The 12,882-nt window shown below is 70.3% G+C and carries 11 protein-coding genes and 1 pseudogene; 3 read left to right on the top strand and 9 right to left on the bottom strand.

The features are described 5' to 3' along the window. The first annotated feature begins 327 nt into the window (after positions 1-327). A complete protein-coding gene (locus OG928_RS42645) occupies positions 328-1,149 on the top strand; it encodes an SAM-dependent methyltransferase (protein ID WP_331767402.1) in 822 nt (273 codons plus the stop codon). A 72-nt stretch (positions 1,150-1,221) separates the two neighbouring features. On the opposite strand, the gene OG928_RS42640 is transcribed toward OG928_RS42645, so the two are convergent. The 3 genes and pseudogenes from OG928_RS42640 to OG928_RS42630 form a co-directional block, all read right to left on the bottom strand. Further along, positions 1,222-2,757 (bottom strand): YfcC family protein, encoded by a 1,536-nt coding sequence (locus OG928_RS42640; protein WP_331767401.1) that lies wholly within the window; start codon positions 2,755-2,757, stop codon positions 1,222-1,224. A gap of 180 nt (positions 2,758-2,937) precedes the next feature. Then, complete coding sequence (locus OG928_RS42635) at positions 2,938-4,287, bottom strand: M20/M25/M40 family metallo-hydrolase (protein ID WP_331767400.1); 1,350 nt, start codon at positions 4,285-4,287, stop codon at positions 2,938-2,940. A 436-nt stretch (positions 4,288-4,723) separates the two neighbouring features. After that, a pseudogene (locus tag OG928_RS42630) lies at positions 4,724-5,071 on the bottom strand (hemerythrin domain-containing protein); the annotation flags it as partial. Between the two features lie 433 nt (positions 5,072-5,504). Between OG928_RS42630 and OG928_RS42625 the strand changes: the two are divergent. Then, the gene (locus OG928_RS42625; protein ID WP_331767399.1) at positions 5,505-7,118 is read left to right on the top strand and encodes an FAD-dependent oxidoreductase; all 1,614 of its coding nucleotides are present in this window, start codon (positions 5,505-5,507) and stop codon (positions 7,116-7,118) included. Between the two features lie 188 nt (positions 7,119-7,306). On the opposite strand, the gene OG928_RS42620 is transcribed toward OG928_RS42625, so the two are convergent. The 6 genes from OG928_RS42620 to OG928_RS42595 all read right to left on the bottom strand — a co-directional run bounded on the left by OG928_RS42620 (position 7,307) and on the right by OG928_RS42595 (position 11,591). Further along, the gene (locus OG928_RS42620) at positions 7,307-7,678 is read right to left on the bottom strand and encodes a hypothetical protein (protein WP_406291758.1); all 372 of its coding nucleotides are present in this window, start codon (positions 7,676-7,678) and stop codon (positions 7,307-7,309) included. Positions 7,679-7,853: 175 nt separating this feature from the next. Continuing rightward, on the bottom strand, positions 7,854-8,288 hold the full coding sequence (locus OG928_RS42615; protein WP_331767397.1) for an SPW repeat protein: 435 nt from the start codon (positions 8,286-8,288) through the stop codon (positions 7,854-7,856). A 228-nt stretch (positions 8,289-8,516) separates the two neighbouring features. Then, positions 8,517-9,068 carry a DUF4396 domain-containing protein gene (locus OG928_RS42610; RefSeq protein WP_331767396.1) on the bottom strand — a complete coding sequence of 184 codons (552 nt, stop codon included), beginning with the start codon at positions 9,066-9,068 and terminating at the stop codon, positions 8,517-8,519. A gap of 366 nt (positions 9,069-9,434) precedes the next feature. Next, positions 9,435-9,647, bottom strand: coding sequence for a hypothetical protein (locus OG928_RS42605; protein ID WP_331767395.1), 213 nt, complete (start codon positions 9,645-9,647; stop codon positions 9,435-9,437). 279 nt (positions 9,648-9,926) lie between these two features. Then, positions 9,927-10,094, bottom strand: coding sequence for a hypothetical protein (locus OG928_RS42600; RefSeq protein WP_331767394.1), 168 nt, complete (start codon positions 10,092-10,094; stop codon positions 9,927-9,929). Between the two features lie 336 nt (positions 10,095-10,430). After that, positions 10,431-11,591, bottom strand: a complete 1,161-nt coding sequence (locus OG928_RS42595; protein WP_331767393.1) for a helix-turn-helix domain-containing protein — start codon at positions 11,589-11,591, stop codon at positions 10,431-10,433. Between the two features lie 92 nt (positions 11,592-11,683). On the opposite strand from OG928_RS42595, the gene OG928_RS42590 reads away from it, so the two are divergent. Beyond that, the gene (locus OG928_RS42590; protein WP_331767392.1) at positions 11,684-12,874 is read left to right on the top strand and encodes a M20 family metallopeptidase; all 1,191 of its coding nucleotides are present in this window, start codon (positions 11,684-11,686) and stop codon (positions 12,872-12,874) included. Positions 12,875-12,882: the final 8 nt, after the last annotated feature.

The raw sequence follows: 12,882 nt of genomic DNA, 5'->3' as shown, positions 1-12,882 counted from the left end.
TGGAACGCGGCATCCACCTCGCCGCAACCGCAGGGAGTCCCTCCACGTGCCAACGCGGCGGATCCGAGGCACGGCGAACGCGCCGGACCCGGCTCCGGTGCGGCGGCGGTGGCCGTCGCGTGCCGGGACCGGGTCGGGTGCGGTGTGGCCTCGGCGTCGTACCCGCTCGCCCGGCGCAGCCTTGTGGACGGTGCCTTGTGGACGGTGCAAGAACGACGAAAAGTTTGCCGACCGTGATGGAACGTTCACCGACAACGTCCTCGGGCGGATATTCGGCCGCCTAGATTGGGCGTGACCGTCCAATCCGTCATCCGGAGATGAGAGTCCGTGACCGAGTCCCTCCCCGACGCAGAATCGGCCTTACCCGCGCGGAAGATCAACACGGACGTGCCGCACACGGCCCGCGTGTGGAACTACTGGCTGGGCGGCAAGGACAACTACCCCGTGGACCGCGAGACCGGCGATCGGATCCGCGCGATCCACCCGGGCACCAGCGACTACGCACTCGCCGACCGGCTGTTCCTGGGCCGGGCCGTGCGCCACTTGGCCGGTGAGGTGGGCATCCGGCAGTTCCTCGACATCGGCACGGGGTTGCCGACCGCCGGGAACACCCACGAGATCGCCCAGCAGGTGGCCCCCGAGTCGCGGATCGTCTACGTCGACAACGACCCCCTGGTGCTCGTGCACGCGCGGGCGTTGCTGACCAGCAGCCCGCAGGGAGCCACCCGCTACATCGACGCCGATCTGCGTGACGTCGACGAGATCCTGGCCCGGGCGTCGAAGACGCTGGACTTCACCCGGCCCGTGGCCCTGGTACTGCTGGGCGTGGTCATCTTCGTGAACGACGACGACGAGGCGTACGCGACGGTGCGTCGGCTCGTGGACGCGCTTCCCGCCGGCAGTCACCTCGCGTTGTCCCACACCGTCACCAGCCCGCCGGCACCGCCCGATGTGGACGAGGCCGTCGCGTTCTGGAACGAGCACGGCACGCCCAGGCTCAAGCAGCGCTCGCCCGAGGGGATCGGGCGTTTCTTCGACGGCCTGGAACTGCTCGAACCGGGTGTCGTCTCGTGCTCGCGTTGGCGACCCGAAGGCGACCCGAAGCCGCCCGAGGTCGCCATGTACGGCGCGGTGGGCCGCAAGCCGTAGCCCCGCCGGCCGTAGCCCGGGCTTCCGGGGTCGAAGCCCGGTCGGTCCGATGTGACGGGCCGGGCGCGCGGGTCACGAGAGTCCCGCGCCCAGTGCGACGAAGCCGCAGATCAGCACGAACAGGATGGCCAGCAGCGGCGCGGCGAACCGCAGGTATCGGTTGTAGCCGACCTTGGCCAGCGACACGCCACCCATGACCACCGCGGTGGTCGGCACCCAGAGGTTCATCCATCCCGACGCGGCCTGCCACGCGGTCACCACCAGGGCGCGCGGCACGTCGGCGAAGTCGGCCAACGGCGCGAGGATCGGCATCGCGAGGGTCGCGTGCCCGGACGTCGAGGGGATCAGGAACGCCAGCGGCAGGTTCACCCCGAAGATCAGCATCCCGAACACCGCCGATGAGGAGTCGGAGACGGCACCCTCCATCGAGTGCAGCACCGTGTCGGTGACCAGGGCGTTGTTCATGATGACGGTGACGCCTCTGGCCAGCATGATGATCAGTGCCGGGGAGACGAAGTCGGCCGCGCCTTGGATGATCGTCTCCGACAGCTTCTTCTCGCCGAGCCGGGCCACCACCCCGACGACCACCGCCGCCACGATGAACATGGCCGCCAACTCCGCGAAGGACCAGTCCAGTTCCCACCCGTACGGGGTGGCGTCGGCATCGCCGCTGAGCACCTGCGCCCACGGGATGATCGCGAAGATCATGAACGTGAACGTGAACGTCACCGCACCCAGGACGGTCTTGTGCGTGTCGGTCAGCGGCTCCGGCTCGCTGCCGGCCGCCGCGGCCGCCTGCTCGCGGTCGCCGGGCAGGAACCCCACCAGCGAGCGCGTCGGATCGGTCTTGACCCGGCGCGCGTACCGGATCACGTACAGGATCGTCACGGTGGTCAGCACGACCAGCATCAGCAGCCGCAGCACGATCCCGTCACCCAGCGAGATCGACGCCGCCGACGAGGCGACACCGGTCGCGAACGGGTTGACCGTCGAACACAGCACCCCCACGCCCGCGCCCAGGATGATCGTGCCGGTGGCCACCATCCGGTCGTAGCCCAGCGCGAGCATCAGCGGCACGATCAGCCCGTAGAACCCGAGCGTCTCCTCGGCGAACCCCTCGACCGAGCCGAGGATCGAGAACACCGTCATGATCGCGGCGATGAGCACCGCCCCGCGCGTGCGCAGCCGGTGGGCGAGCCGGGCGATGCCCCGGTCGAGGGCGCCGGTCGCGAACACCACCGTGATGAACGCGCCGATCGCCAGCACGAACAGGAACACCGCCGCGCTGCCGTACAGATCGCCGGCGTTGTCCGGCGCGACCTGACCGGTCTGCGCGTCCCTGATCCCGTACAGGCCGTTGACCGGCGACAGGAACAGGTCGTTGAGCCGCTGGACGAAGTCCTCGGGCGGGTCCGTGTGGTGATAGCTGCCCTGGACCGGCTTGCCGTCCTCGCCGCGCCGGTACTCGCCGGTCGGGATCGCGAAGGCGAGCACCCACACCGCGAGCGTCACGATCGCCAGCACCGTCAGCGCGCTGGGGAACCGGAAGCCGCGTTTGGGCCCGGGGGCGTCGTCCGTGACCTCGGGCGGGGCTTGGTCGGTACTCACGCGGCTCCCTACGGCTGCTGATGACGAGGAGGAGTGGATCGGGTCGCGCGAGGCGCGAGGGGCGAGGCGCGAGGCGCGAGGGACGAGGGGCGAGAGACGAGGCGCGAGGGACGAGGGGCGAGAGACGAGGGGCGAGGCGCGAGGATCGGGCGACAGGCGACAGGCGACAGCCGCCAGGCGCTACGCGCGGCGGAAGCGGTCGGCGTACGCGGCGAAGAACGCGGCCTCGGCCACCACCGCGTCGCGCAGTTCGCTCACCAGCAGCCGTTCGTTGGGCCCGTGCAGGTTGCACATGCTGTCCTGTGCCCCGAACAGCAGGACCTCGGCCTCGGGTTGGGCCGCCGCGAGGCTGTTGACCAACGGGATCGATCCGCCCGCCGCCGCGTGTACCGGATCCGAACCCCACGCGGTACGCAGTGCCTCGTGCGCCGCCTGGTACGCCGCTCCGTCGGTCGCCGCCGCGAACCCGGAGCCGGGCGCCCCGGCCTGGGTCACCGTCAGCGGTACCCCGAACGGCCGTGTGCCTTCCAGGAATTCGATGAGCAGCCGCTGTGCCTCCTCCGGGTCCTGGCCCGGGTGGCAGCGCATGTTGATCTTCGCCCGGGCGGACGGCACGACGGCGGAGGCGGCCCGCTCGACGGACGGCGCGTCCAGCCCGATGACCGTGATCGCCGGCCCCGACCACAGCCGCGAGCCCAGGCTGCCGGAGCCGATCAGCGGCAGGCCGTCGCGGACCCCGGCGAGCCGGCGGAACTCCTCCTCGTTCCAGCCGCCGCCGTGCCATTCCTCGCGCCGCAGACCCGGCACCGCGACGTCGCCGTTCGCGTCGTGCAACCGGGCCAGCCCGTGCATCAGCACCAGAAGCGCGTCGGGTGCCGCGCCGCCGAAGTTGCCGCTGTGCCTGGGCTCGTCGAGCGTGCGCACCTCGGCGATCACCTCGACCACGCCGCGCAGCGCCACCGTCAGCGTGCCGGTGCCCGGACGGATGTTGCCCATGTCCGCGATGACCATCGCGTCGCAGGCGAACTCGTCCGGACGGGTCGGGGGGTAGCCGTCGAAGTCGCTGCCGTACTCCTCCTGTCCCTCGAACACGATCCGGATCCCCACCGGCGGGCGACCCCCGAACGCGCGCAGCGCGCCCAGGTGCACGATCAGGTTCGACTTGTCGTCCGCCACCCCGCGGCCGTGGATCGCGCCGTCGACGTCGGTCGGCTCGAACGGCGGTGTCGTCCACAGCGATTCGTCACCGGCGGGCTGGACGTCGTAGTGGCCGTACAGGAGCACGGTCGGCGCGTCCGGATGCGGAGGCGGGACGTGGCCGGTGATCACCGGCGAGGTGTCCGGCAGACGCAGCGCCGAGACGTCCCGGACGCCGACCTCGCGCAGCAGGTCGACCAGCAGGTCGTGCGCCTCCTGTACGGGCGCCTGCGGATATCCCGGGAACGCGATCGACGGGATACGGGTGAGCCGTCGCAGGTCGTCGCAAAGGTCGTCGAGCATGCTGTCGACCAGGGCCGTCAGCTCGTCCATCGTCGTGCTCCCTCGGCGGCGCCGGATACGGTGCGAGACCGCGTCGTCCGGGGCCCATGCTCACCCGCGGCGGGCGACCCCGATGCGCCGCATCGCCGGGCCTCACCCGGGTGGACGCGCCGAACCGGCGGCCGATCGGGTGAAGGGTCGGGCGGGCGGAGGGCGCGGCACACGCCGGGCCGGCGACGGGCGGGCGCCCGCCCTCGATCACAGGCGCCGCGGCCAGCGTGCGCTCGTAGCGGCGGCGCAGCACGGTGCCCCCGAGCAGGCGCGCGGGCGGCGGGACCGTGGCGAGCACGTGCGCCACCGACGCTCGGTCGGCACCGTCGAACATCCACGGTTGCAGGTACATCAGCACCGAGCGCGGCGCGCTCGCGATCAGCCGCCGCTCGACCGCGAGGTACGGCCGGACCGCGACCCGGGCGAGCACGGGGAACGCGGCGGCCTCCTCGCGCCGCAGGTGCTCGTGGACGAGCGTGTCGAACCGGGCCGCCGCCGCGATCAGGGCGTCGGTGTCCGCGGGGCCGACCAGCGCGGCGGAGACGGCGGCCATGGCCCGGTCCAGGCCGGTGTGGTCGTCGTCGAGGGCATCGTCGACGGACACGCCGGTGCGGCGCCGGAGTTCGGGCCAGAAGATGTCGTCCTCGCTGTGGTGGTGCCAGTCGATCACCGCGCGCAGACGCTCCCACCACGCGGCGGTGCCGGCGAGCCGGGCGGGCGTGGCCGCGACCGAGGGGGCGACCGCGACGAGCCTGCGGGCGTCGCGGCGCATCGCCCGGTGCATCAGACCGAAGGCGTGGAGGTGACCGGGGATCAGTTCCAGGCCGCCTTCGCTCGACACGGTGGAGGGGGCGAGGTGGGCGCTCGGGACGGACGCGGACGGGACGAACGCTGCGGACACTGCGGACGCCGCGGGAAGGACGGACATGGGAGACGGTTCCTCTCTCCGGTGGTGGCGACCCCGTGTGGGGCGCCCTTGTTCATGTCTCAAGCAAACCGCAGACGTTTGAGTGCCTCCATGGCCCATGCTCCAGATTTCATGTCCGATCGTCTACGGATGCGGCTGCGGCGATGCGCGCGGCGACATTTCGCAAACCCGGAGTTGGCAACTCCTGGAAATCACTTCGGTACTACACGTAACATCCGAACGGTTGGAGAAATCGTCCACGACTCGGAGACGAGGCTGCCATGAACACTGCACGCTGTCGGAGGCACTCGTGACACCCCCCGACGCCACAACGGCGTTGCGCGAGGCCATGATCGGTAACGCGGGACCGGAAGCGACCGGGTGGACAGGGGTGTTCGGCCTGCCGCCCGCGCCCAGGAAGGGCGCGAAAGTACTCATCCTCGGGGCCGGTATCGCCGGACTGACGACGGCTTACGAGTTGAGCAAACGCGGCTACGACTGCACTGTCCTGGAAGCGCAGGATCGCGTCGGCGGACGCAACCGCACCGCCCGCAACGGTGACGTCCTCACGGAGCTGGACGAGACCGGGGACGTATACGAGACGCACCGGTGCGACTTCGACCGCGGCCTCTACCTCAACCTGGGTCCGGGGCGCATCCCCTACCACCACCGCCGGGTGTTGAAGTACTGCCGCGACTTCGAGGTGGCCCTGGAGCCGTACGTCATGGAGACCACGGCCAACCTGGTCAGCCTCTCCAACGGTAGGTCGCTGCGCTGGCGCAATCGCCGGGTGGCCAACGACACCCGCGGCCACCTCGCCGCGCGGATCGCCGGGACGCTGACCGAACAGGACGCGTTCTCCGGGAAGTTGTTCGATCTGCTGCGCGCCTTCGGCGCACTGGACGAGGACGGCGTATATCGCGGGTCCACCCGGTCCGGATACTCCGAGGACCTGGACGTCCACGACTTCCCGCGGCCCGCGCCGCCGCTGGGCTTCGAGGAGCTGGTGGAATCGGAGTTCTGGAAGCAGCACTTCTACCAGCCGGCCGACTATCTGTGGCAGGCCTCGATGTTCCAACCCGTCGGCGGCATGGACCGGATCGTCGACGCGTTCCGGAAGCGGATCGAGACGGAGTTCGGCGACGAGGTGTTGGAGCTCGAAGCCGAGGTCGTCGGGATCGAGATCCTCGAGGAGGGCGGCGTCGCGGTCGAGTACCGGCGCGAAGGCGTCCCGAACAGGGCGATCGCCGACTACGTCGTGAGCAGCATCCCGCTGCCGGTGCTCCGCAAGATCGTCCGGAGCAACTTCTCGGCCGAATTCGAGAACGCGATCAAGGTCGTGCCCTACGCGAGCACGTGCAAGGTGGGTTGGCAGGCCAACGAGAGGTTCTGGGAGGACGAGCCGGACAAGATCTACGGCGGGATCAGCTGGACCGACCACAACATCACCCAGATGTGGTACCCCTCCAACGACTACTTCTCGGGCAAGGGCACCCTGACCGGCGCGTACAACTTCGACGAGGACGCCGTCAAGCTCGGCGCACTCCACCCCGACGGCCGCCTGGGCGAGGCCCGTGCGGGCGCGATCCGACTGCACCGCCAATTCGAGCGGGAGGACGTCGTCCCCACCGACAAGGGCGTGTCGATCGCGTGGCACCGGGTGCCGTACCAGCTCGGCGGCTGGGCCGCGTGGGACCCGAGGAAGCCCGATCACCGGGTGGCCTACAAGCAGTTGCTCCAGCCCGAGGGTCAGGGCCGCTTCTTCGTCACGGGTGACCAGGCGTCCCCGCTTCCGGGTTGGCAGGAGGGCGCGATGATGTCGGCCCACTATGTGATGGGCCAGATCCTCGGCGCCATCCCGCTCACCGTCACCGAGGACGTCCGGGTCCCGGACTCCGCCGCCCTCACCCAGGGCACCACCTGAGCCCACCGGCGACCCGCGTCGGGGACGGCCCACCCGCCGTCCCCGACGCGGCGCTGCCCTCGATACGAAGAACAGGCACGAAGAACGGGCACTACGAACGAGCACGAAGAACAGGCACGAAGAAACGCCCCGAACGCACACCCACCCGCCCCGCAAACCCGGAGCGGGTGACACGCACGACGCCGTCGTCAGTCCTCCCGGCGGCGGGTGGGGGTGTCGGGGGGTTGCGGGGTGGGGTGGGTCCAGGTGTGGGGAGCGTGAGGGGTGCTCGGGTGGCGGGTGCGGTAGCGCCTGTACGCGAGGGTTGCCGCCACGAGCAGGGTTGCCACCGAGACACACACCGCCGCCAGGAGGATCGCCGGGGCGGCCGTGAGGATCGCGGCGGCGGTCAGTCCGACGGATGCCCCCACCAACAGCAGCGGCGACCATTTCACCGCCCCGGGACCGATGCGCCGACCGATGCGCCGGTAACGCGGGATCGGGGTCGGGGGCGCGGCCGAACCGTCGAACACCCGCACCAGTTCGGTCAGCAGTACATCCTGCGCGAGTGACGCCTCCAAATGCGCCAGTATTCGACGTTCACGGCCCGAAAGCGAAGACCCGTCCACTACAGCCACCTCCACCCCCGGAGTCGCGCAGGGGGCCGGCGACCGGACACGCCGGGCGGGGCCGTCGGGCGGACCGCCCACGAGCAGGGGCCGACCGGCCACCCGGTCAGTCATCGATTCGAATCACTCACAACCGGCGAATGCCGATGACTCCCCTCAGGGCCAGGCCCAGGGCCATCAGACACGCCACCGCGCCGACGATCACGTTGCTGGTGATCGTGCGGGTGGTGTCGACGGCTCCGGTCACGGCCCATGGTGCCACGATCGTCCAGACGCCGATGCAGAATGCGGCCCAACTCATCGCGTGGGTACGCTCGTACGGGTTGCCGAAGACTCCCATCAGCAGCGCGAGCGCCACGCCCGTGATGAGGTTGGACGTCGCCAGGGCGGTCAGGTCGCTGAACCCGACGATCCACGGGGACGCCGCCAGATAGACACCGCACAGCACGCCCAGCGCTTCCGCCGCCTGCCCCACCACACCGGTGGTCGCCCGTTCGGAGCGGGCGTGCATTTCCATGATGTCCGGGTGCTGTTCGATCGGAGACGATGTCGACGTCGACACGTCCACCACCCTCTTTCCGAGGAATCGCGGTCCCCTAGTTGATAGCCCTCACACTTGGGAATAACCCGCTCAAACACTAATATTTACCGCATATTTCACACTCGGGGCCGACCGCGGTCACCAGGGTCGAAACGACACCGACGGACGGAGCCGCTCCGGCAGCCACTGGCCGACCGGTGCGCGGATCGACCCGAGCGGACGGCGGGAGCACCGACCCGGTGAGGGTGGTCATTGGTAGGCGTGGACGACGGCGTGGCCCTTGCCGCGGGCGATGAGCCAACGGTTGACGGGGACGGTGACCACGAAGGCGACCGCGAACGCGAAGGCCAGGGCGCCCCAGAAGAGCAGGTCGCCCAGTCCCGCGTGCATGGCGCCGGGGACGAGCATCATGACGCCGTTGTCGAGGATCTCCATGACGGTGATGGAGATGGTGTCGGCGGCCAGTGCGACCTTGAGCGCCTGACGCAGGTCCACGCCGGCCTTCAGCACCCCGCGCATGGTGAGGGCGTAGCCGAAGACGAACGCCAGGACGACGGCCAGCACGATGGTGGCCGGGTTCGACCAGCCGAGCGCGGTGCCGATGACCATGCCGAGGACCTCGCCGATCGCGCAGCCGGTCAGGCAGTGCAGGGTCGCCATCGCCGCCATCTTCCACGAGGCCGCGCCGTCGGGCGGGTGGGGCTCGGCGTGGTGCTCGTGGTGCTCGTGCTCCCCGTGCCCGGCGTGCTCGTCGTGCTCGTCGTGCTCGTGCCCGGACCGGTGGTCGTGGTGTGACTCCATGGAGCTCTCCCCGTGAAGGCAGCGCGCAGCGCCTGCGCCGAGCCGTGACTATACGGGTATGGGGTATCAGGCGCCACAAGATCGATCATCGGGAACCGATCCCGACGCCCGGGTCAGCGCACCGTGACGTCGTACACGAAGACGGGCGCCGAGGTCGATCTCGCTGCGGACGATCGTCCACGGATCGTTCATCAGCGGCCCCGCGCCGGGGTTCACGGCCGGGCTCCACTGGCCGGGCCGCTGCGCGGACCGCGTCCGTGCGTCCGTGCGTCCAAGCGCGGACGGACGAGCGGGACGCGGCAGTGCTCGGGCCGCGTCCCGCCCCGCTGTACCCGGCGCAGCCGCGCCGGTGGCGCCGGTCGGCGACTACATGACGAACAGGTCGTACTTGTTGTTGCCCCGGTCCACGCACTTGAACGTGGAGAAACCTTCCCGCTGGTACTGCTGGCCCGCGTCCACGCATCGGGAGTTGGACGTGTAATAGCCCACATACAGCCAACTGGCCGCCTGGGCGGAGGTGGTGGTGACCGCGGTCAACGCCAGGATGGTGGTTCCCATGGTCAGGAGTGCAGAACGCATGCGCATTCGAATCTTCCTTCCGTTAGGTGGAACAGGATGGAAGGTAGTAGCGCGCTTCGACCATGGACAAGACCTCTGCGGTAAGAAAATTCGGACAAGCGGATGGCTGAAAATGGTGCCACCGAGGATTGGATTCGTTGTGATGCGATTTCGTGGATCCCGCCCGAATTCATGTATCCGGTTGCCAAATGGTGCCGTGCGGATCAACCCTCCGAACAGGTTGGATTGCGTAAACGGCCCGGCCCGGGGCACGTGCCGCTCGCGGACCGAGTCGGGTGGTCACCGCCGGCCGACCCGGCCGCGTTCCGGCACCACGATCGGGATGACGCGGCGGGTTCGGGCCTGGTGGGCGTGGTAGGCGGGGGCCGGGGTCTTCCTCGGCCGGGTCCGTTCCTCGCCTATGACGATGTACGCGCGGACGGCGAATGGCTCCGCGAGAATCCGCACGCGCGCCTCCGGGTGCGCCGCCACGCCGAGATAGCAGGCGGGATGCGTGTGCGGGACGACGGAGCCGGCCGCGGCCGGAATGTTGCGGCCGTCGTCCCCGCCGAAATACAGCCCGGCCGGTGGACTTTCCGGACCTGCCTACGGCCCGATAGATGAGCACCGGATTGATCTCGTCGCCTTCTCTGTATCCGCTCTCCCATTGGGGGGCGACAAAGCGGCGAACATGTTCCGCAACCGAAAGGTCGGGGCCGTCCGGTACTTTTTCCGGAGGGGAATTCGACACTTCCCGGTCGCCTTTACGAGATTCCGGCTCCCGGCCGGGGACCGACGGTGGGCCTACGGCACGCCCTTGAGGGCCAGCAGCAGTTCGCGTGCGGTCAGGGCGGCCTGGAGTTGGAGGGTGACCTCGGGGTCGAGCGGGTTCGCGCCCAGGAGTTCGCGGATCTGGCCGATTCGGTAGCCCACCGAATTGCGGTGCAGGTGCAGCAGTTCGGCCACCGCGGCGCGGCTGCCGTTGGTCGCGAGCCACGCGCTGAGCGTGGCCACCCATTCCTCCCGCTCCAGGATCGGCCCCAGGTGCTGGTCCACGAAGGCCTGGAGCCGGGCCGGCGGCACCCCGAACAGCAACTGCGCCAGGCCGAGCGACGAGAACATCAACTGCACCTCGCCGGGCCGCCGACGCAGCAGCCCGAGCACCGTCTCCGCGTCGTGGAACGAGCGCGCGGTCCCGCGCGGGTCGCTGACCGTGGGCCCCGCGGCGGCCAGCACCGGGACGTCACCGACCATGCCCTGCAAGCGGATTCGGATCCGGCTGATCTCCCGCTCGACATCGCCCGAGAGCACCGCGAGACCCAGTTCGCCCTCCTGGCGCACCGGCATCTCCAACCACGACAGCGCGGTGGTCCAGGTGCGCTGGTTGGGTCCGTCGTACGCGAACACCACGGCGGAGTGCGGCCGATCGAGATGCAGGCCGAAGCGCGCCGCGGTACGGGTCACGTCGCCGAGGTTGCGCAGCGCGCCGTAACGCAGCTCGTCGATCAGCCGCCCGGCCGTCTCGGCGGTCGCGGTGGCCACCGCGTCGCGGCGGATCGCCTCGATCGCCACCGCCGTGACCGCGGCGCGCAGCAGCGGTTCGTCGTCCGCGGCGCCGTCCGGTTCGCCCAACAGCAGGAGTCCGACCCGGCGTTGGGCCACCCGCACCGCCAGCGCCGAGGCCCGCCAGCCCTCGTCGCAGGTGACCTCGACGACCTTGTCGTCGACGAAGACGCGGGCGACGCCGACCGGCGTCATCGACTCGGTGCCGTTGTCGGTCGCGGCGAGCACTCCGCCGTGCACGCCCACAAGTCGGGCGGTGCGGCCGGTGCGCGCGGCCAGGGCGCGCAGGATCGCGAGCCAGCCGTCGCCGGAGAGGGCGAGGACGTTCAGCTCACGCTCGAACGCCTCGGCCCGATCCGACATGGTGTGCCGGGTTTCCGTCGCATCTGCCTTATCGATCATGGAATTCCGCACCTTATCCGGTCGCTGATGCACGGAATAGATACTTCGGTTGGTCACTTCCCGTTACGTCCCTCGTGGGGCAAGATGCGCGCATGCGAGCCTTCGACCTCGCGGCGACCGCAAAGGCCGCCGCCCAGGCGGCGGTGGACGCCGCCGCCCCAGACCTGGTTGCACTCAGTCACCGACTTCACGCTCACCCCGAACTCGGCTTCGCCGAGGAACGGGCCTGCGGTTGGCTCGGCGACCAACTGACCGAGAACGGCTTCACCGTCACCTCCGGTGTCTGTGACCTTCCGACCGCCTTCACCGCCGAACGCGGCAGCGGACCGCTCGTGCTCGGCATCTGCGCCGAGTACGACGCCCTGCCGGGCATCGGGCACGCGTGCGGGCACAACGTCATCGCGTCGGCGGCGATGACAGCGGCGCTCGCGCTCGGCGCGATAGCCGACGACCTCGGCGTGACCGTGCGTGTCCTGGGCACTCCGGCCGAGGAGAACGGCGGCGGCAAGGTGCTCATGCTGGAGCGCGGCGCGTTCGACGGCGTGCACGCGGCGATGATGGTGCACCCGTCCCCGCGCGAGCGCCTGGACCCGACCTGCCTGGCTCGCGCGCAACTGCACGTCGAGTACGACGGCCGGGCCGCGCACGCCTCCGCCTGCCCCGAGGACGGCGTCAACGCCGCCGACGCGCTGACCGTCGCCCAGGTGGCGATCGGGCTGCTGCGCCAGCACATGACACCGGATCAGCGGGTGCACGGGATCACCACGGTCGGCGGGCAGGTACCGAACGTGATCCCCGAGCACACCGAGGCGGGCTACTACGTGCGGGCCGCGACGCTGGCCGGGCTGACCGACCTGGAGGCGCGCGTGCGCGAGTGCTTCGAGGCGGGCGCGGTGGCCACCCGGTCGCGGTTGAGCATCTCCTCGACCTCGCCCGCGTACTCGGAGTTCCGACACGATGGCGACCTCCTGGCCGCGTACGAGCGCAACGCGCTGACGGTGGGACGGGAGTTCCCGCCGGTGACCCCGGCGGACGACCGGCAGGCCGGGTCCACGGACATGGCGAACGTGTCCCTGGCGATCCCGTCCATCCAGCCGCTGGTCTCGATCGAATCGGGCACGGCCGGGTTGCATCAGGCGGAGTTCGCCGCGTACGCGGTCCGGCCGGCCGCGGACCGGGCGCTGCTCGAAGGCGGTCTGGCGATGGCCTGGACGTGCGTGGACGCCGCGCTGGACGAGGGCCTGCGCGGACGCCTGCTCGCGGGGTCGGCGGCCCAAGACTGATCCGCCGA

The sequence above is a fragment of the Embleya sp. NBC_00896 genome (assembly GCF_045207785.1).
Taxonomy (GTDB): Bacteria; Actinomycetota; Actinomycetes; order Streptomycetales; family Streptomycetaceae; genus Embleya.
The sequence above is the reverse complement of the archived record's forward strand: the minus strand, read 5'-3'. Positions and strand labels throughout refer to the sequence as shown.

Bases quoted from the DNA above. Each gene is read 5' to 3' on its own strand.
- OG928_RS42590 (WP_331767392.1), top strand. From the start codon at position 11,684: ATGCGAGCCTTCGACCTCGCGGCGACCGCAAAGGCCGCCGCCCAGGCG.
- OG928_RS42605 (WP_331767395.1), bottom strand. From the start codon at position 9,647: ATGCGTTCTGCACTCCTGACCATGGGAACCACCATCCTGGCGTTGACC.
- OG928_RS42610 (WP_331767396.1), bottom strand. From the start codon at position 9,068: ATGGAGTCACACCACGACCACCGGTCCGGGCACGAGCACGACGAGCAC.
- OG928_RS42635 (WP_331767400.1), bottom strand. From the start codon at position 4,287: ATGGACGAGCTGACGGCCCTGGTCGACAGCATGCTCGACGACCTTTGC.
- OG928_RS42595 (WP_331767393.1), bottom strand. From the start codon at position 11,591: ATGATCGATAAGGCAGATGCGACGGAAACCCGGCACACCATGTCGGAT.